Here is a 15,172-nt window from a genome sequence, read left to right as displayed (position 1 = left end):
CGGTGGAGGTGGGATTTGAACCCGACCTCTATCCCCATGCTGATCTGGGTGGATGGGCATCGTAGCTGGGCATGCGTAGACGCAACAAGACGCAACGAGACCAGATGGAACTAGAAGTTACGCGCCGTGCCCCCACGTGGGGGCACCGTCGATCTTGAGTGTCGGCGCGTCCCCACTCTTGGAGCGATCCAGGGTCAGTTGAGACCGTCGAGGGACGCGCGAACGAGGTCAACAGGAGCGGGCGCCGGCCCCAGGCCGAGCGCCTCGCGGATGCACGCGAAGTCAGCCGGATCGAACTCGGCGGCCGCCACGGCTGCGATGATCCGCCGGTCATAGCCCGGCGCATGCACGATGGCCAGGAAGTCCCCGGCCCGCCCCCAGGCGAAGCGTTCCGGTTCAGGCAACTCGCTGCTCTCGGCCACTGCCACCCTGAGTCGATCGTGCATGTTCTCGACAGCCAATGCGCACCTACCCCAAACCGGGCATCCTGGAAATCGCATACTGGCCCCGACAACATCACAGGGTCAACATCTCGAACAAAAGACCGAGGCAACGAAGACATTACGATCTTCGAACGTCGCTACGCGGTCGCTAGATGTTGGCCCCCATGTCGCGCAGCATTCCCCGCAGCAACCGGATCGTCGTACGCTCCGCCTCCTCGCGTTGCTCCGGGGGGAGGTGTCGGATCGCGTCCTTCGCCTCCGCCAGGAACACCTCGAACTCGCCCTCCATGACTGAGCGCGTGTGCAGCTGCTCGCGGGCCTCGCGCGCCCTGCGCTCGTTTACTTCGTTCCCCCACAGCGCGATGTCGTCCCCGCCGAGGATCGCTGGGATCGCGCCGGCGCGTAGCTGATACGCCTTCTCCAGGCGCCGGATCATCGCTCCGGAGAAATTCGTCCGCTTGGCCCTCTCCAGGTCGTAGACAACCCGGTAATCCACGCCGGTGTCGTGCGTGAACTTGCTGCGGTTGCTCCAGTCAGAGTTGAGCTCAACCCGCCTGGCGACTAGCTGCTCTCCCAGGCGCTTCCAGTCGTCTGCGGACCCAGACATGGTTCTCTCCCTCGCCCGTCGCGCCTGTGTGTACAGGTAGGCCCGTACGTACAGCTTGACGATGCCGCGATCGTCGCGGACTCATTAGGACTCCGTCAAGACTCATTGTGACTCGATATCTCCGCAGGTTACACGCGCCTTACCCCTTTGGCGATGCCAGTCAGAACCGCTCTAAATGAGTCCTAACACGAGGGACTCAAGTTGACTAGATATGACTCCAGTCCTAGTTTGTCTCCGTGCCACCCGTGATTACGGTCACCCAGAACGGCCGCGCGATCCGTGCGATCCGGCGCGCCCAACGGCTGACCATCGCCGCGCTCTCCAAGAGGGTCGGCGTCACCGCGCCCTACCTGTCCAAGGTCGAGCGCGAGGTCAAGAGCCCGTCTCTGACCCTCGCCGAGCGCCTCGCCGGCGAGCTGCACGTCGAACTCGGCGCGCTCCTCCGCGAGCCCGCCCCCACGAACAGAAAGTGACCCCCGAAATGGCCACCGCCACGCGCACTCGCCAGAAGACTCGCCAGCCCCGCATGCCGGTGCCTGACCCCGAGGTCCAGCCCATGCTCACGGTCCCCGAGATGGGTCGCATCTTCGGCCTGTCCCGGGCTGCCGCCTACAAGGCCGTGCACACCGGCGACATCCCGAACATCCGCGTCGGCAAGCTGATCATGATCCCCACCGCCGACCTGCGGAAAATGCTCGGCCTCTCCTGAAGAAGAAAGAAGCCCCCGGCAGCCGATTCCGGCGGCTGCGGGGGCCAAATCCCCGAAGGGACAACTCGCATGCCCATTCTCTCCTACGAGGAGCTCCTGGTGCCTCCCCCGCGCTCCGAGCTCGCCGCGTACCTCGACATGGCGCGCTGCGAGTGGCTAGCCGACCACCGCACCGCACAGACCTGCGGTGAGAACGCGTGAGCGTCCACGACACCCTCACCGCCGCCGTGGTGAAGCTGAACCTCGCCCTCCGCGACAACTGCCTGTGGATCTCCCGGTCCAGCGTTGGCGCCCGCCCGTACGTCGCCATCGGGCACGACACCGTGGCGCACATCGACGCGACGATCGCCGAGCTGCGCCGCGCCCGCGCCGCGCTCGTGAGCGAGCTGCGCGACGACGCGCTCCAGCGGGCCGCCCGCATCGACGCCGAGCGGGCCCGGCGCACCGCCCGCGTCCTGACGCCCGACGCGCTCGGCGTCGAGGACCCGGTCGAGACCGGCGAGTCCCGCCACCCCCTGGAGGACTGATGGCCGGCCGCCAGCTCCCGCACCTGCTCACCCTCGCGTTCTCCCGCACCGCCCGGGCCGCCCGCGCCGAGCAGGCCGCGGCCGCCGACCCCACCATCGCCGAGCACACCTCCTGGCTCGGTGACCTGCGCACCGGCGACACCGACGCCGACCGGATCACGGTCGCCCGCCGCCAGATCGCTCTGATTCTCGAAGAAGGAGACCGTTGATCCTCCACCTGGCCAACCTCTGGCCGCTAAACCTCAAGGTGCAGCACAGCAGCACGCGGCGCACCGGAACCATCGTGGCCTGCCCGCCGCGCGACCCGATCGCCGCCGAGTTGCTCAACGGTGCCCAGGCCGCGCACGCCGTCCTCCGCAGCGGCGCGCCCATCGTGCACGTCGACTTCGGCGACGGCGCGCCGTGCTGGTACCGCACCACCGTCCTCCGCAAGGCCACCGACACCAGCGCGGTGTGGCGCGACCAGCCGAGGAGGTGGCGGTGAGCTACCTGACGATCGACCCTCGCACCGGCCTGAGGCGTTCGCTGATCCGCTGGCCCGACGGAGTGCGGCGGCTGCTGGACGGCTGCCGCTGGTGCGGCCACGTCGAGAGCACCCACTCGCTGTTCTGGGTGCCCGCCCGCCCGGGCCACGCGTACGAGCCGCCGACCGCTGCGCAGCGCGCCGCCCGGGCGGCCGCCAACGCCCGGATCGCCAACCTGCGCGTCGAGCCGATCCCGGCCCCGCGGCACGCCGCCCCCACCGGCTACCGGCAGCCGTCCGGCGTCGACACCGGCGTCCTCCTGCGGGTCGTCGAGGGACTGAGGGCCCTGTGAGCGGCGAGACCAAGCGGCGCAACCACGGCCGCGGACACTCCTACCTCCTCGACGGCGAGAAGATCCCCGGCGTCACCACGCTGATCGGCGACGGCTTCCCCAAGTCCGGGCTGATCAACTGGGCGGCCGACACCGTCGCGGCGCACGCCGTCGACAACTGGGACGAGATCGCCGGCCTCACCCCGTCCGAGCGGCTCAAGCGCCTCGCGAAGGCGCACACCGCCGTCCGCGACGCGGCGGGCGTGCGCGGCACCCGCGTGCACAAGCTCGCCGAGGCTCTCACCCGCGGCGAAGAGGTCGACGTGCCCGACGAGCTCGCCGGTCACGTCGAGTCCTGCGTCCGCTTCCTGGACGAGTGGCAGGCGGAGCAGGTGCTCGTCGAGCGGCCCATCTTCTCCCGGCGCTACCGGTACGGCGGGTCGCCGGACCTGGTCGCTGACCTGGCCGATGGGAAGCGCTGGCTCCTGGACTGGAAGACCAACGCCAAGGGCCCGTACGGGGACATGGCGTTCCAGCTCAGCGCCTACCGGTTCGCCGACTTCTATCTCGACGACGAGGGCCGCCAGATCCCCATGCCGGAGGTCGACGAGGTTGGCGTGGTGTGGCTCCGCGCCGACGGATACGACCTCTACCCCTTCGAGGCGGGACCTGAGGTGTTCCGCCAGTTCCTGTACATCGCCCAGGTCGCCCAGGCCTCGAAGGAGTGCCGCGACTACAAGGGCGACGCCCTTCTGCCCCCTTCGGAGGTTGCAGCGTGACCAGCAGCGAGATCGCCGTGCGCGAGGCCGGCACCGTCGCTCCCCAGCGCGACGTCGTCGACGGCTGGAAGGACGTCATCACCGACATCGTCCGACTGGCCGAAACTATCCACGACACCGACTTCGTCCCCAAGGGGCTGCGCGGCAACTACGCCGCGACCGCGGCCGCCATTCTGGCCGGTCGTGAGGTCGGCATCGGGCCCATGACGTCGCTGCAGCACATGTACGTCGTCGAGGGCAGGCCGACCATGTCGGCGAAGCTGATGCGCGCCCGCGTCCTCGCCGCCGGTCATGACCTGGTCTACGAGGAGAACACCATCACCCGCTGCCGGGTCAGGGGGCGCCGCCGCGGCGAGCAGGCGTGGACGACCGTCGAGTGGACCATGGACGACGCCAAGCGGGCCGGGCTGGCAGGCAAGAACACCTGGCAGAAGTACCCGCGCCGGATGCTCCAGGCCCGTGCGACTGGCGAACTGTGCGACATCGTCTTTCCCGACGTGGTCGCTGGTATGGCCGTCACGGAAGAGGCGGAGGACGACGCCGGCGACTACGCGGGCGTGGTCGACGAGGCGGCCGAGCAGCAGCCGACGAAGCGGCGTACGGCGCGGCGCCGAACGGCGGCCGCCACCCCGCCGCCCGCTCCCGAGCCGGAGCCCGCGGCGGAGGGCGTCACCGCGGTGTCCCCGGCCGAGGCGAGGGAGGCGCCGCGCGCGCAGGTGCCGGAGCCGCCGCTGCCGGGCGAGCCCGGGTTCGAGGACACGCTGCCCGGCATGCCGTCGGCGCCGGAGGCCGAGGAGCCGCAGCGGCCGCCGGCGGCCGCGCCGGAGCCGTTGACGCGGCCGCAGTCGCGGAAGATCCACGCCCTGTTCAACCAGATCGGCTGGAGCGACCGCGCCGACCGGTTGCGCGCGTCGTCGACGATCGTCAACCGCGAGCTCAACTCGTCCGGCGACCTGACGAAGGACGAGGCGGCCGTGCTGATCGACACGTTGGAGCGGGTGATCAACGCGGGCCCGGATCCGGATGTGCGGCTCGGCGAGTTGCTGGCGGATATCCGCGACGCCGCGGTGGATCCGGAGGCCGACGAGGACGCGCCCGACGGCGACGAGCCGGTGGACGCGGAGGTCGTCGACGACCCGGAGAGCGAGGACCGGTGACCGGCCCGGAGAACTACGCCCAGGCTGAGGCGCTGCTGGAAAGCGCGGCTCGCGAGAGGATCGGCAGCACTCAGGAACGTTACCTGCTTGCTGCCGCTCAGGTGCGCGCGACGCTCGCCCTGGCCGCCGCGACCGCACTCAACGACCACGAACACGTTGGCGACGACGTGAGCGTCGGCGGCCTACCGATCGAGGACTGGAAGGCGTGGCGCGAGGTCGCTGGGGTGAAGGGCGGCGAGGGCCAATGACGTCCACCGAGATCGCACTCCGGCACGTCGTCAGGTTCGGGCCGTACCGCAACCTGGTGGAGATCCCGCTCGCGGTACCGCTGCCGAAGAACAGCCTCGACCCCCGGTACGCCGCGTGCGTCGACCACCGCACCGCCTGCGACTGCCGCGAAGCAGGCTTCGCCGAGGAGCGCGCCGAGTACCGGGCCGAGCTGGACGAGGTGCGCCGGGCGTTCGAGGAGATGCTGACCGGCCACGCCACGTGGGTCGAAAGCGCCGACGGCCGCTGGGACGAGCGCTTGCAGTGCAAGTGCACCGGCTGCCAGATCGCCCGCCGCCTGCACTTCGGCTACGGCAACAGCGTCGTCATCATCACCCAGCAGACGGGCCCGCGTCGACCGCTGCCGCTCTTCCCCATCGGAAGCGAGGTGCCGTTCTGATGGGCTTCTTCGGTAAGTCCCGCGCGCAGCTGCTCCTCGACCACCACGCCGAGGTTGAGGACCTCCGCCGGATCATCGCCGACCAGGCGGCCGAGATCGGCGCGAGGTCCCGCACCATCGCCGACCTGCTTACCCAGGTCGCCGAGGCGGTGAACGAGCGCAGCGCTGCGCTCGACTACGCCACCCGCCTCCGGATCGGGGCGCTCGGCCTGGCCACCTCCTGGAACCGGATCGGCCACGCGGGCAACTACCGCATGGCTGCGGCCGAGCTCCACGGCTTCATGGAGCAGCTCGGCGTGACCGAGCCGGCCGACCGGCCGCCCCTCACGGTCATCCCGGGCGGGAGCGGCACGTGAGGCAGCTCGACCTCGTGACCTCGGAGGGCGCGGCCTACCCCGCGCCCTCCGGGGCCCCGCTCGTCACGATCACCGCGTACGGCACACCAGCCGGGCAGGGGCGGATCTCCTACAACCCTGCCGGCCGCGGCTACTACGCCAACGACAAGCAGCTGCGGCCGTGGCGCAACGCGATCCGGGACGCCGCGATGGAGGTCCTCGGCACGCACGAGCACCAGCCGCCCACCAGGGAGCGCAAGGGCCGCTCCGGGCCGTGCGTGACCTGTGGGGTGCCTCGTAAGGACCACGGGCACCTCAAGGGCGCGTACGTGGTCCTGATGACCGTCACCCTGCCGCCGCTCGCCTCGCCCCGGGCCCTCCCAGTCACCAGGAGTTCCGGCGACTGGGACCACCACGGCCGCGCGATCGGCGACGCGCTGACGCAGGCCTCCGTATGGGCCGACGACTCGCAGGTCGTCGACGGCCGAGTCCGCAAGTTCTACCCCGGGCACCCGCTCGCCCTCGACCGGCCGGGCGCCGTAATCCAGATCTGGAGAGTCTCATGAAATGGCCGTGGCAGTGGGCGGAGGCCGCCCCGCTGGTGGACGCGACGGCGGACGAGGACGAAGACCCCTGCGGCTGCCAGGTGCTGATCGACCAGCTCCACCAGCACGCCGGCCTCTTGCGTGAGGACCTGGCGCAGGCTGACCGGGCGTTGAAGGAGCAGGCCGAGCGGTACGAGGCCCGCATCGCGTCTCTGACCCGACAGCTGCGCGACGGCACGCCGTTCGGCGAGCGGGAGGAGATGCTCCGCACGCAGGAGACCAACACCCGCCTCATGCAGCGCATCAACGACATCACGGAAGGGGCGGTGACCCTCTGATGGGCTGGGCATCCGCCGGAGACGTCTTCGACCCCGTCGCGCGAGCGCTGATCAACGCGGGCGCCGCCCCGGAGATCAAGCGCCGCGTCTGCAGCGCCCTCATCAAGGCCCTGCAGGGGCGCGGCTGGGACACCGAAGGCGAGAGCCTCGGCGAGTTCGACCACGACCCCTCCATCGTCGCGGCCTTCCGTGAGCACGGCATCGTCCAGCCCTGCGCGGACGAGGCCGGCCCGAAGGGCGCCAGCTGGTGCGAGCGCGAGCGCGGCCACGACGGCGACCACGACGACCAGCTTGGCCACACCTGGCCGCAGACAACCGGAAAGGACGGCGACTGATGCCGGACATCAAGCTCGACAGCAAGCTGACGAAGGCCATCAGGCGCCTGCTGGAGCCGTACGAGGCCCGCCTCGGCAAGCTCGGCAACAACGTCGTCGCGATCGTCGAGCTCACCAGCGTGAAGCGCGTCGACGTCACCCCCGACGTCGAGGCGGCCCCGGCCGCGTACCTGCGGATCACGGGGCTGGAGATCGCCACGCGCGACCAGGAGGACCACCTGCGCCGCGCCCAGCGGGCGATGTATCAGCTGAGGACGGCGCGCGGCACCCTCGACGAGATCCACTCGGCCGAGGACGCCAAGCGGCAGCTCAACCTGCTGCCGCAGATGGTGGCGGAGGGGGACGACTGATGCCGATCACCACCCTGCAGCAGCTGCACGACGCCACCCGCAACGCCCTGGACGGGGCCGGCGTCAACGCGGGCGTCGTCAGCGACGCGCTCTACTACGCGGACCTGCAGATCATCCCGACCGTGAACGACGACCGCTACTGGCGGCTGCTCGTCAACGGCGTCGACGAGCAGCGCGTGATCGACAGCGAGGATCTCCCGCGGGAGCTCGCTCTCGTGCTGGCCGCGAACCCGGGCATGCCCGTGATGGTGCGCCTGGCCCTCGAGGAGGAGGCGCACGCTTACGCGCTGCTCGGCGCGGTCGGGCTGCGGGAGCTGGACGAGAAGCGCCGGCGGGAGGACGCGGCGATCGCCGAGGAGCTCGCGGCCGCGCTCACCGCCGCGCTCGGGAACACCGATGGGTGAGCTGCCCGCCCTGTTCGACGTCGAGCAGCCGGCCGCGCCGCCCGCCCCGAAGGAGTCGGAGGGCGTGCGCCGGACGAAACGGCAGGCGGCACTCCTCGCCGCCGGCCGTCACCCGCTGACCGTCGTGCTCACCCGGCCGCTGCGTCTACACCCGGAGGCCGCGCCGTACAACGACCGGCAGGCGCCCGGCCGCCGCTGCGGCAACTGCGCCTTACGGCAGAACAACGCCTGGGGCTACCCGAAGTGCACCTTCGGCAACGGCGCCCGGGCCAGCCACGGCACCGCCACGGACGTGCGCGCGTTCTGGAGCGCCTGCACCGACCACCAGTGGAAGGGGGAACCGTCCGATGCCGAGTGAGCCGCGCCGCGCGACCAACGAGCTGCTGAGCCTGCTGTCCCACACCCGCCCCGACTGGCGGCAAGGCGACATCCTCCAGGTCCTCCGCCACCTCGAACACCAGGGCTGGCCCTGGCCGCGGATCCTCACCCTCTTCCCCAAGGTCGCGGCCGAGGCCAACTCCCGGCCCGGCGACGTGATCGGCGCCTGGCGCCACCCCAACTACAGCTCCGGCCGCCCGCCCACAGACGAATACCTCGCCGCCCGGCAGGCCCTCCCCCGGCACGAGTAGGAGCCACGACCACACGTAGACGACCCCGAGCCCCGCCCGGCCGACCAGACCCGCGCCGGGCGGGGCCTCCACCTTGCTCACACACCGCCTGACCAACTGGGAAACGGAACACATAGATGCCCGTCAGGTTCCAGGTTGACCCCGACTTCTACGACCACCCCAAGGCCATCGGGATGTCCGATGCCGCCACGGCGCTCTGGGTGCGCGCTGGCTCGTACTCCGCGGCGAAGCTGTCTGACGGCTTCATCGCCGATCACGTGCTCGCGTTGCTGTCCAGGACGCCGGAGGAGGCAGCCGACGAGCTGGTGCGCCGCGGGCTGTGGAAGCGCTGCCGGGGAGGCTACAAATTCCACCAGTGGAGCCCTCGCAACCTGACCAGAGCACGCGTTGAGGCCGACCAAGAACGCGAGCGGGAACGCAAGCGCAGAGACCGCGCCAAGAACGCAAAAACCGCTGAGAGAAGCGCGAAGCCGCAGGCCAGGCCCGGAATTGTCCGGGCGGAATCCGACCCGACTCCGGACGGAATCCAGGCGGAATCCGACCAAAGTCCGTCGGTGTCTATGTCTGTGTCTATGTCTGAGTCTGTGTCTAAGTCGTCGTCTACGCGCCGCACCGCGCACGAAGACGACGACGACGACCAGACCCAGCGGATCGACCAGAAGATCACCGACCTCCTGCAGGACCTGACCGGCCGGACCGTGCCGCCCGAATGGGCGGCCCGCGTCCGCCGGCAGCTCCTCGACGGCCGCGACGTCGACAAGCCCATCGCCTACATCACCCGGGCCCTCCGGGAACGGCCCCGCGACTACCTGCCGCCGTCGACGCCCGCGGCCAAGCCCGTGCCGCCGGTGCCCCCGCTCGGTGAGCGCGACAACGGCGACACCAACCGGCGCGGCCGCGCACTCGTCGAGCAGGCCCTCGGCCGCCGCGCCCCCGCCGCGGACGGTGAGGCTTGACCATGGCCGTCCTCGTCCGCTGCGGCTGCTGCGGCCGCCCCGTCCCCGACAACGCCTACGTCTGCCCCGGCTGCGCCTCCGGCCTGCACGAGCACCTCGTCCGCCTCACCGGCGGAGGCCTCGCTGACGAGCTCGACACCGCGCTCGCCCGACAGGCCAAGCTCGGCGGGGGCGGCGGCCGCGGCGGCGCCGAGCAGCCCTTGCCGTACGGCTACGCCGCCTCTGAGGCGCTGTACGTGCTGCGCAGCACGCTCGTCGGGTGGGTGCGCGTCCTGGAGGGCGACCTGCGCCCGATCGGCCCGACCTGCCGCACCGGGTGTCTGCACGGCTCCTGCAGGCTCATCACGGCGCGCAACCCACCGGCCGACACGCTGCCCGCCATGGCCGGCTGGCTCGCCAGCCGCGCCGAGACCCTCCGGCACATGCCCGAAGGCCCCGACGCCGTCGATGAGCTCACCGCGGCGATCGTCAACGCCGAGGCCGTCGTCTGGCCGCCCGGCGACCACGTGTACGTCGGCCCGTGCGCCGGCGAACACCACGGCGCGCCCTGCGGCGCCGACCTGTACGCGCCCCCCGGCGCGGCTCAGGTGACCTGCAGGGCGTGCGGGGCGACCTACCGGGTGCACCAGCGCCGCCAGTGGCTCCTCGGCGAGGCTGAGGCCGTCCTGGGGACCGCGACGGAGATCGCCCGGGCCGTGACCAACCTCGGCAGGCCCGTCACGCCCGAGCGGATCCGGCAGTGGGCACACCGCGGGTGCCTGCTCGCCCGCGGCCGCGACGCGCGCGGGCGGCCGCTGTACCGCGTCGGCGACGTGCTCGACCTGGCGGCCGGCGTGCTGCCCATCCCGGCCGGGCCCGCGTGCGCCGAGTGCGCGCACGGGTCCTGCCGGACCATCCGGGCGCGGCGGTGACCTACTCGGCCGCGTCCTCGTCGCCCTTGCCCGGCCAGTGCGGGGCGAGGGCGGCGAGCGCGCCGTCAGGGTCGGCGATGAGGGCGCGCTGGCAGGCCTGCAGCAGCGCGTCCATGGTCAGGCCGCGCTCCCTGAGCAGGGCCATCGCCTGCGCGTGCTCGTCGGGCTGGGGGCGGAAGGCCTTCGCGGGGAGGCGGTGCACGTTGGGCATGGGCCCATCCTCCCACGGTGGCTTGCCACCTGTCGATGGGCGTGCTAGCGTGGTGGCTAGCCACCGAGACCAGGGAGGACACCATGACCCGCGAGCAGCTCACCGCCCAGATCGTCAACGCCATCGACAACCCCGCCCGCGCCTACGACCTCATCGAGCACCTCTGGGAGATGGCCCGCCAGGACGGCATGAACGACCTCGTCATCGACCTCTGGGACGCCAAGGAGCTCACCACCGACGCCGTCGAGTTCGCCATCGAGAACAACGGCGTCACCGACCCCCGCCGCTGACCACCGGCCCGCCCCCGCGCGGGCCGCCCGCAGTCCCCGAAACCGCCCCTGACCAGCACATTTGCGAAGATCATCCGAACCTGTCACGCTGAAACCCTGCGGAGACACCTATGCCCGCAGGTCAGAGCCCCGCCACCGCGCGGGGCTTCGTCATGTCCAGGGGGTGAGCATGTGCCGCGCCCCCTCGACCCCGACAAGCGCGCCGCCATCCTCGACGACATCAAGGCCGGCCACGCCCGCAACGTCATCGCCCGCGAGCACGGCGTCAGCGCCGGCACCGTCACCAACATCGCCAGAGCCGCCGGGCTGACCCACGCCTTTGACCGGTCAGCCACGAAACGCGCGACCGAGGCCGCCCAAGCCGACGCCGCCAGCGAACGCGCCACCCTGGCCGCCGAGTCACTCGCCGCCGCCCGGGCCGCGCTCCGCCGCGCGCTCGCCGCGCTCCCCGAGGCCTCCGCCCGCGACGCCGCCGTCTCCTACGGCATCCTCGTCGACAAGCACCGCGCCCTCGTCGACATGGACCGCGACCCCGAAGGCCTGGCCGCCGTCGACGCCTGGTTGAGAGGGATCACAGGGCAGTGATCATCAACCCGCTCGTCGGCAAGCAGCGCGCCTCGTTCGAGCTGTCCACCGCGCGCCTGAACATCTGGGACGGCTCGGTCCGCTCGTCGAAGACGATCAGCAGCCTCATGCGGTGGCTCAAGTTCGTCCGCACCGCGCCGCCCGGGCCGCTGCTCATGGTCGGCAAGACCGAGCGCACCCTCAAGCGGAACATCATCGACCCCCTGATCGAGATGCTCGGCAAGCAGCGGTGCCGCCTGGCCGCCGGCGCCGGAGAGCTCCACCTCCTCGGCCGCAAGGTGTACATCGCCGGCGCCTACAACGAGGGCAGCTCAGACAAGATCCGAGGTCTCAGCCTGGTCGGGGCGTACGTCGACGAGGCCTCGACGATGCCCGAGTCGTTCTGGGTCATGCTGCTCACCCGGCTCTCCATCCCGGGCGCGCAGCTGTTTGCCACCACGAACCCCGACGGCCCACAGCACTGGCTCAAGAAGAACTACCTCGACCGGGCCGCGCTCCACCTCGACCGCGACGGCCAGCTCCACCGCCACCACGGCGACGACCGGCTCAACCTCCACCGCTTCTCGTTCCAGCTGGCCGACAACCCCAACCTCACCGCCGAGTACGTCGCCGCGGTGTCCGCCGAGTTCACCGGACTCTGGCACCGCCGGCTGATCCTCGGCGAGTGGGTCCTCGCCGAAGGCGTGATCTACGAATCGTGGGATCCCGCGCGGCACGTCGTCGACGAGCTGCCCGGCATCACCCGGTGGATCGTCATGAGCATGGACTACGGCACCACGAACCCGTTCCACGCCCTGCTGATCGGCCTCGGCGTGGACAGGCGGCTGTACGTGGCGCACGAGTGGCGCTGGGACTCCAAGAAACAGCGCCGATCGCTCACAGACGCCGAGTACTCCGCGCAGGTCCGCGCGTGGGCCGAAGGCCTCGGCATCCGGCCCGCGTACACCGTCATCGACCCCTCGGCCGCGAGCTTCCGCGTGCAGCTGCACCGCGACGGCTGGTCGTCCGTGCTCGCCGACAACGAGGTCGTCGACGGCATCCGCGACGTCGCCTCACTGTTCGCCACCGGCCGGCTCCTCGTGTCCGACCAGTGCCCCGAGCTGATCGCCGAGATCCCCTCGTACGCGTGGGATCCCGCCTCGGCCGAGAAAGGCGAGGACAAGCCGATCAAGGTCAACGACCACGGCGCCGACGCCCTCAGGTACGGCATCCGCACCACCCGGGCGATCTGGCACGGACAGCTCGCCGAACCCGAGCTCACCGCCGCCTGACTCGTCAGTAGCTTGCGGGAAGTCGGCTTCTCGTGCCCAACCCTCGACCCCTTCCGGGAGACCTTCATGCCCAAGCCCGAGGACCGTCGCCCGTACCGGCGCCAGTCTGAGCCTGGGGAGACCAAGACCGTTATCAACACCTCGCCCGATGGACGTAGGTGGCGGCTCGATCTCCGTCAGGTCGGCTGGCACGGCCAGTCCGGCGCGTTCTACGCGCTCGGGGAATCGCCGCACCTGTACGAGACGGGGTCTTACTCGCCGTTGTGGCTGATCGCGCACGCCGACGAGATCGACGAGGACGGCAACCCGCTCTGATGGCTAAGGCGATCCTCACGATCTACGGCCAGGTCGGTGACGGCCCGATGCACAGCCTCGCCGCCGTCGACATCGAGAGCCTGCGCGCGAACGCCCGCCCCCTCGTCGCCGAGCTGTTCCACCAGCTCGCCGCCGCCGTCGAGGACACCGCCGGCGACAGCGAGCCGGAGAACAGCGGGAGCGCTACGGCAGACGCGTGACGCCCTCGACCAGGGCGCTGCGGACGCTCTTCACGACGTCGTTGCCGACGTAGAAGACGTGGAACCCGCGCTCAGGCACCACACGCTCCGCCTCGACCGTCTCCCGTCGGCGGGGCGACCTCCACAGAATTTCGAACTTGAGCATTTCCGGAAGCCTTTCTCGGCTCGAATTACTGGACCCTTCAATTGTCCGGGAATGGCTCGCCGAAATGTTAGTAGTCCGCATCGTCGCAGGTAGGAGGACTGATGCCGCTGCCCAGCGGCGGCAACTGGCCGCCCAAACCGCTCGCCGACATCTACGCCCAATACGAGGTCCTCGACGCCTGGTATCGCGGCGACGCCGACCAGCTCACCACGATCTACCGCAGCCAGGCCGACAAGACCCGCCCCGCGAACCGGCCCTCGCAGTACCGCGGCGGCCTGCTCGGCGCGGCCGCCCGGTTCTGGTGGGGGCAGCCCACCCCCGAGGGTGAGCGCCGCACGAAGCTGCACGTGCCGATCGCGAGCGACCTCGCCACCATGTCGTCGGACCTGCTCTTCTCCGAGCCTCCGACCATGACCGTCGAGAACCCCGAGACGCAGAAGCGGATCGAGGAGCTCGTCGAGGAAGGCCTCCAAGCCACCCTGTTGGAGGGCGCGGAGGTCGGCGCGGCACTCGGCGGCTACTACCTGCGGACCGTGTGGGACCGCGACATCGCCGAACGGCCCTGGCTCGGCACGGTGCACGCCGACGCCGCCGTGCCCGAGTGGCGGTGGGGCCGACTGTGGGCCGTCACGTTCTGGCGGATCATCGAGCAGGACGACAAGGGCAAGTGCCTGCTGCACCTCGAACGCCACGAACCCGGGTGGATCTACAACGGCTTGTACCGGGGCAACCCGGGCGAGCTCGGCGACCAACTGCCACTCACCGCGCACCCGGAGACCGAGCGACTGCAGCCCGCGATCGAGACCGGCCTCAAGCAGGCGACGGCGAACTACATCCCGAACATGAGGCCCAACCGGGACTGGCGCAGGGTGCCCGCCGGCGCGCCGCTCGGCCGGTCCGACTTCACCGGCGCCGTGCTCGGCCTCATGGACGCCGTCGACGAGACCTGGTCGTCATGGATGCGCGACATTCGTATCGGCAAGGGCCGGCTGGTCGTCCCGAAGGAGTACGTGCAGAACCTCGGCCCGGGCCAGGGCGGGGCGTTCAGCCTCGACCGCGAGGTGTACGAGGCGATCGACAGCGCGCTGCCGGGCGAGGGCATCAACATCACGGCCACGCAGTTCGCGATCCGCGTGCAAGAGCACCGCGACACCCAAGCCGAGCTCCTCTCCGCCATCCTCCGCGCGACCGGCTACTCGGCGCAGTCCTTCGGGCTGAGCGGCGACGTGGCGATCACCGCGACCGAGGTCGCCGCGAAAGAACGCCGCAGCCTCGTCACCCGCGGAAAGAAAGCCTTGTACACGGCGCCCGAGCTGGCCAGCTCCGTCGAGACGCTGCTGCAGCTCGACAACAAGCTGTTCGGGTCGAAGATCGTGCCGGAGCGGCCGACCATCGTGTTCGGCGACAGTGTCTCGCCGGACCTCATGCAGCTCGCCCAGACCGCGAACCTCATGCGGCAGGCCGAGGCCGCCTCGGACGAGACGCTCGTCCGCCTGCTGCACCAGGACTGGGACGAGACGGAAATCATGGCCGAGGTGGCGCGGATCGCCGATCAGCGGCCGCAGCCGGTCCCCGACCCGTTCGCGCTGCGCCCGGATCCGGCTGAGGATCCGAACGCGCCGCCGGCCGACGGGCAGGACGGCCCGCCCGGGGAGTAATGCCTGGTCA

At 70.8% G+C, this 15,172-nt stretch carries 31 protein-coding genes; 27 read left to right on the top strand and 4 right to left on the bottom strand.

The features are described 5' to 3' along the window. Window positions 1-194: 194 nt before the first annotated feature. Window positions 195-461: a hypothetical protein gene (locus tag ACQEVJ_RS46395; protein WP_433095863.1), complete on the bottom strand. Its 267-nt coding sequence runs from the start codon at window positions 459-461 to the stop codon at window positions 195-197. Window positions 462-591: 130 nt separating this feature from the next. Continuing rightward, window positions 592-1,050: a hypothetical protein gene (locus ACQEVJ_RS46390; RefSeq protein WP_433095861.1), complete on the bottom strand. Its 459-nt coding sequence runs from the start codon at window positions 1,048-1,050 to the stop codon at window positions 592-594. 236 nt (window positions 1,051-1,286) lie between these two features. Between ACQEVJ_RS46390 and ACQEVJ_RS46385 the strand changes: the two genes are divergently transcribed. The 21 genes from ACQEVJ_RS46385 to ACQEVJ_RS46285 all read left to right on the top strand — a co-directional run bounded on the left by ACQEVJ_RS46385 (window position 1,287) and on the right by ACQEVJ_RS46285 (window position 10,487). Beyond that, on the top strand, window positions 1,287-1,523 hold the full coding sequence (locus tag ACQEVJ_RS46385) for a helix-turn-helix domain-containing protein (RefSeq protein WP_433095859.1): 237 nt from the start codon (window positions 1,287-1,289) through the stop codon (window positions 1,521-1,523). Between the two features lie 53 nt (window positions 1,524-1,576). Continuing rightward, window positions 1,577-1,759 (top strand): helix-turn-helix domain-containing protein, encoded by a 183-nt coding sequence (locus ACQEVJ_RS46380; protein ID WP_433095857.1) that lies wholly within the window; start codon window positions 1,577-1,579, stop codon window positions 1,757-1,759. Between the two features lie 69 nt (window positions 1,760-1,828). After that, entirely contained in the window at window positions 1,829-1,960 is a 132-nt protein-coding gene (locus ACQEVJ_RS46375; protein WP_433095855.1) for a hypothetical protein, read from the top strand. Continuing rightward, a complete protein-coding gene (locus ACQEVJ_RS46370) occupies window positions 1,957-2,286 on the top strand; it encodes a hypothetical protein (RefSeq protein WP_433095853.1) in 330 nt (109 codons plus the stop codon). Before ACQEVJ_RS46375 ends, ACQEVJ_RS46370 begins: the two co-directional genes overlap by 4 nt. Further along, complete coding sequence (locus ACQEVJ_RS46365; protein ID WP_433095851.1) at window positions 2,286-2,495, top strand: hypothetical protein; 210 nt, start codon at window positions 2,286-2,288, stop codon at window positions 2,493-2,495. The genes ACQEVJ_RS46370 and ACQEVJ_RS46365 overlap by 1 nt, the downstream gene beginning before the upstream one ends. Then, window positions 2,492-2,770 carry a hypothetical protein gene (locus ACQEVJ_RS46360; RefSeq protein WP_433095849.1) on the top strand — a complete coding sequence of 93 codons (279 nt, stop codon included), beginning with the start codon at window positions 2,492-2,494 and terminating at the stop codon, window positions 2,768-2,770. The genes ACQEVJ_RS46365 and ACQEVJ_RS46360 overlap by 4 nt, the downstream gene beginning before the upstream one ends. Further along, window positions 2,767-3,102 carry a hypothetical protein gene (locus ACQEVJ_RS46355; RefSeq protein ID WP_433095847.1) on the top strand — a complete coding sequence of 112 codons (336 nt, stop codon included), beginning with the start codon at window positions 2,767-2,769 and terminating at the stop codon, window positions 3,100-3,102. Before ACQEVJ_RS46360 ends, ACQEVJ_RS46355 begins: the two co-directional genes overlap by 4 nt. Further along, window positions 3,099-3,860, top strand: coding sequence for a hypothetical protein (locus ACQEVJ_RS46350; protein ID WP_433095845.1), 762 nt, complete (start codon window positions 3,099-3,101; stop codon window positions 3,858-3,860). Before ACQEVJ_RS46355 ends, ACQEVJ_RS46350 begins: the two co-directional genes overlap by 4 nt. Then, a complete protein-coding gene (locus tag ACQEVJ_RS46345; RefSeq protein ID WP_433095843.1) occupies window positions 3,857-5,017 on the top strand; it encodes a hypothetical protein in 1,161 nt (386 codons plus the stop codon). The genes ACQEVJ_RS46350 and ACQEVJ_RS46345 overlap by 4 nt, the downstream gene beginning before the upstream one ends. Beyond that, window positions 5,014-5,265 carry a hypothetical protein gene (locus ACQEVJ_RS46340; RefSeq protein ID WP_433095841.1) on the top strand — a complete coding sequence of 84 codons (252 nt, stop codon included), beginning with the start codon at window positions 5,014-5,016 and terminating at the stop codon, window positions 5,263-5,265. Before ACQEVJ_RS46345 ends, ACQEVJ_RS46340 begins: the two co-directional genes overlap by 4 nt. Further along, window positions 5,262-5,684: a hypothetical protein gene (locus tag ACQEVJ_RS46335; RefSeq protein WP_433095839.1), complete on the top strand. Its 423-nt coding sequence runs from the start codon at window positions 5,262-5,264 to the stop codon at window positions 5,682-5,684. The genes ACQEVJ_RS46340 and ACQEVJ_RS46335 overlap by 4 nt, the downstream gene beginning before the upstream one ends. Next, window positions 5,684-6,040 carry a hypothetical protein gene (locus ACQEVJ_RS46330; protein WP_433095837.1) on the top strand — a complete coding sequence of 119 codons (357 nt, stop codon included), beginning with the start codon at window positions 5,684-5,686 and terminating at the stop codon, window positions 6,038-6,040. Before ACQEVJ_RS46335 ends, ACQEVJ_RS46330 begins: the two co-directional genes overlap by 1 nt. Then, window positions 6,037-6,585 (top strand): RusA family crossover junction endodeoxyribonuclease, encoded by a 549-nt coding sequence (locus ACQEVJ_RS46325; protein ID WP_433095835.1) that lies wholly within the window; start codon window positions 6,037-6,039, stop codon window positions 6,583-6,585. The genes ACQEVJ_RS46330 and ACQEVJ_RS46325 overlap by 4 nt, the downstream gene beginning before the upstream one ends. Then, entirely contained in the window at window positions 6,582-6,902 is a 321-nt protein-coding gene (locus tag ACQEVJ_RS46320) for a hypothetical protein (protein ID WP_433095833.1), read from the top strand. The genes ACQEVJ_RS46325 and ACQEVJ_RS46320 overlap by 4 nt, the downstream gene beginning before the upstream one ends. After that, window positions 6,902-7,237, top strand: a complete 336-nt coding sequence (locus ACQEVJ_RS46315) for a hypothetical protein (protein WP_433095831.1) — start codon at window positions 6,902-6,904, stop codon at window positions 7,235-7,237. Before ACQEVJ_RS46320 ends, ACQEVJ_RS46315 begins: the two co-directional genes overlap by 1 nt. After that, window positions 7,237-7,587: a hypothetical protein gene (locus ACQEVJ_RS46310; protein ID WP_433095829.1), complete on the top strand. Its 351-nt coding sequence runs from the start codon at window positions 7,237-7,239 to the stop codon at window positions 7,585-7,587. The genes ACQEVJ_RS46315 and ACQEVJ_RS46310 overlap by 1 nt, the downstream gene beginning before the upstream one ends. After that, window positions 7,587-7,991, top strand: coding sequence for a hypothetical protein (locus tag ACQEVJ_RS46305; RefSeq protein WP_433095827.1), 405 nt, complete (start codon window positions 7,587-7,589; stop codon window positions 7,989-7,991). The genes ACQEVJ_RS46310 and ACQEVJ_RS46305 overlap by 1 nt, the downstream gene beginning before the upstream one ends. Next, window positions 7,984-8,349, top strand: a complete 366-nt coding sequence (locus ACQEVJ_RS46300) for a hypothetical protein (RefSeq protein WP_433095825.1) — start codon at window positions 7,984-7,986, stop codon at window positions 8,347-8,349. The genes ACQEVJ_RS46305 and ACQEVJ_RS46300 overlap by 8 nt, the downstream gene beginning before the upstream one ends. Further along, on the top strand, window positions 8,339-8,620 hold the full coding sequence (locus ACQEVJ_RS46295) for a hypothetical protein (RefSeq protein WP_433095823.1): 282 nt from the start codon (window positions 8,339-8,341) through the stop codon (window positions 8,618-8,620). Before ACQEVJ_RS46300 ends, ACQEVJ_RS46295 begins: the two co-directional genes overlap by 11 nt. 572 nt (window positions 8,621-9,192) lie before the next feature. Continuing rightward, window positions 9,193-9,576: a hypothetical protein gene (locus tag ACQEVJ_RS46290; RefSeq protein ID WP_433095821.1), complete on the top strand. Its 384-nt coding sequence runs from the start codon at window positions 9,193-9,195 to the stop codon at window positions 9,574-9,576. 2 nt (window positions 9,577-9,578) lie between these two features. Continuing rightward, complete coding sequence (locus ACQEVJ_RS46285; protein WP_433095819.1) at window positions 9,579-10,487, top strand: hypothetical protein; 909 nt, start codon at window positions 9,579-9,581, stop codon at window positions 10,485-10,487. A gap of 1 nt (window position 10,488) precedes the next feature. On the opposite strand, the gene ACQEVJ_RS46280 is transcribed toward ACQEVJ_RS46285, so the two are convergent. Next, window positions 10,489-10,698, bottom strand: a complete 210-nt coding sequence (locus tag ACQEVJ_RS46280) for a hypothetical protein (protein WP_433095818.1) — start codon at window positions 10,696-10,698, stop codon at window positions 10,489-10,491. An 83-nt stretch (window positions 10,699-10,781) separates the two neighbouring features. Between ACQEVJ_RS46280 and ACQEVJ_RS46275 the strand changes: the two genes are divergently transcribed. The 5 genes from ACQEVJ_RS46275 (at window position 10,782) to ACQEVJ_RS46255 (ending at window position 13,359) form a co-directional block, all read left to right on the top strand. Next, entirely contained in the window at window positions 10,782-10,988 is a 207-nt protein-coding gene (locus ACQEVJ_RS46275; RefSeq protein ID WP_433095816.1) for a hypothetical protein, read from the top strand. Between the two features lie 171 nt (window positions 10,989-11,159). Next, on the top strand, window positions 11,160-11,573 hold the full coding sequence (locus tag ACQEVJ_RS46270) for a hypothetical protein (protein ID WP_433095814.1): 414 nt from the start codon (window positions 11,160-11,162) through the stop codon (window positions 11,571-11,573). After that, complete coding sequence (locus ACQEVJ_RS46265) at window positions 11,570-12,844, top strand: PBSX family phage terminase large subunit (protein WP_433095812.1); 1,275 nt, start codon at window positions 11,570-11,572, stop codon at window positions 12,842-12,844. The genes ACQEVJ_RS46270 and ACQEVJ_RS46265 overlap by 4 nt, the downstream gene beginning before the upstream one ends. A 66-nt stretch (window positions 12,845-12,910) precedes the next feature. Beyond that, entirely contained in the window at window positions 12,911-13,159 is a 249-nt protein-coding gene (locus tag ACQEVJ_RS46260) for a hypothetical protein (RefSeq protein WP_433095810.1), read from the top strand. Further along, window positions 13,159-13,359 (top strand): hypothetical protein, encoded by a 201-nt coding sequence (locus ACQEVJ_RS46255; RefSeq protein ID WP_433095808.1) that lies wholly within the window; start codon window positions 13,159-13,161, stop codon window positions 13,357-13,359. Before ACQEVJ_RS46260 ends, ACQEVJ_RS46255 begins: the two co-directional genes overlap by 1 nt. Here ACQEVJ_RS46255 and ACQEVJ_RS46250 read toward each other — a convergent pair. Continuing rightward, entirely contained in the window at window positions 13,343-13,504 is a 162-nt protein-coding gene (locus ACQEVJ_RS46250; protein ID WP_433095806.1) for a hypothetical protein, read from the bottom strand. The genes ACQEVJ_RS46255 and ACQEVJ_RS46250 overlap by 17 nt on opposite strands. 101 nt (window positions 13,505-13,605) lie before the next feature. Here ACQEVJ_RS46250 and ACQEVJ_RS46245 point away from each other — a divergent pair, with 101 nt between their 5' ends. Next, window positions 13,606-15,162, top strand: a complete 1,557-nt coding sequence (locus ACQEVJ_RS46245; RefSeq protein ID WP_433095804.1) for a hypothetical protein — start codon at window positions 13,606-13,608, stop codon at window positions 15,160-15,162. Window positions 15,163-15,172: the final 10 nt, after the last annotated feature.

Source organism: Microbispora sp. CA-102843 (assembly GCF_050936215.1).
Taxonomy (GTDB): Bacteria; Actinomycetota; Actinomycetes; order Streptosporangiales; family Streptosporangiaceae; genus Microbispora.
The sequence above is the reverse complement of the archived record's forward strand: the minus strand, read 5'-3'. Positions and strand labels throughout refer to the sequence as shown.

Coding starts and splice junctions, on each gene's coding strand:
- ACQEVJ_RS46390 (WP_433095861.1), bottom strand. CDS start 1,050: ATGTCTGGGTCCGCAGACGACTGGAAGCGCCTGGGAGAGCAGCTAGTC.
- ACQEVJ_RS46380 (WP_433095857.1), top strand. CDS start 1,577: ATGCCGGTGCCTGACCCCGAGGTCCAGCCCATGCTCACGGTCCCCGAG.
- ACQEVJ_RS46375 (WP_433095855.1), top strand. CDS start 1,829: ATGCCCATTCTCTCCTACGAGGAGCTCCTGGTGCCTCCCCCGCGCTCC.
- ACQEVJ_RS46365 (WP_433095851.1), top strand. CDS start 2,286: ATGGCCGGCCGCCAGCTCCCGCACCTGCTCACCCTCGCGTTCTCCCGC.
- ACQEVJ_RS46335 (WP_433095839.1), top strand. CDS start 5,262: ATGACGTCCACCGAGATCGCACTCCGGCACGTCGTCAGGTTCGGGCCG.
- ACQEVJ_RS46330 (WP_433095837.1), top strand. CDS start 5,684: ATGGGCTTCTTCGGTAAGTCCCGCGCGCAGCTGCTCCTCGACCACCAC.
- ACQEVJ_RS46320 (WP_433095833.1), top strand. CDS start 6,582: ATGAAATGGCCGTGGCAGTGGGCGGAGGCCGCCCCGCTGGTGGACGCG.
- ACQEVJ_RS46315 (WP_433095831.1), top strand. CDS start 6,902: ATGGGCTGGGCATCCGCCGGAGACGTCTTCGACCCCGTCGCGCGAGCG.
- ACQEVJ_RS46310 (WP_433095829.1), top strand. CDS start 7,237: ATGCCGGACATCAAGCTCGACAGCAAGCTGACGAAGGCCATCAGGCGC.
- ACQEVJ_RS46305 (WP_433095827.1), top strand. CDS start 7,587: ATGCCGATCACCACCCTGCAGCAGCTGCACGACGCCACCCGCAACGCC.
- ACQEVJ_RS46300 (WP_433095825.1), top strand. CDS start 7,984: ATGGGTGAGCTGCCCGCCCTGTTCGACGTCGAGCAGCCGGCCGCGCCG.
- ACQEVJ_RS46295 (WP_433095823.1), top strand. CDS start 8,339: ATGCCGAGTGAGCCGCGCCGCGCGACCAACGAGCTGCTGAGCCTGCTG.
- ACQEVJ_RS46290 (WP_433095821.1), top strand. CDS start 9,193: ATGTCTGAGTCTGTGTCTAAGTCGTCGTCTACGCGCCGCACCGCGCAC.
- ACQEVJ_RS46285 (WP_433095819.1), top strand. CDS start 9,579: ATGGCCGTCCTCGTCCGCTGCGGCTGCTGCGGCCGCCCCGTCCCCGAC.
- ACQEVJ_RS46280 (WP_433095818.1), bottom strand. CDS start 10,698: ATGCCCAACGTGCACCGCCTCCCCGCGAAGGCCTTCCGCCCCCAGCCC.
- ACQEVJ_RS46275 (WP_433095816.1), top strand. CDS start 10,782: ATGACCCGCGAGCAGCTCACCGCCCAGATCGTCAACGCCATCGACAAC.
- ACQEVJ_RS46260 (WP_433095810.1), top strand. CDS start 12,911: ATGCCCAAGCCCGAGGACCGTCGCCCGTACCGGCGCCAGTCTGAGCCT.
- ACQEVJ_RS46255 (WP_433095808.1), top strand. CDS start 13,159: ATGGCTAAGGCGATCCTCACGATCTACGGCCAGGTCGGTGACGGCCCG.
- ACQEVJ_RS46250 (WP_433095806.1), bottom strand. CDS start 13,504: ATGCTCAAGTTCGAAATTCTGTGGAGGTCGCCCCGCCGACGGGAGACG.
- ACQEVJ_RS46245 (WP_433095804.1), top strand. CDS start 13,606: ATGCCGCTGCCCAGCGGCGGCAACTGGCCGCCCAAACCGCTCGCCGAC.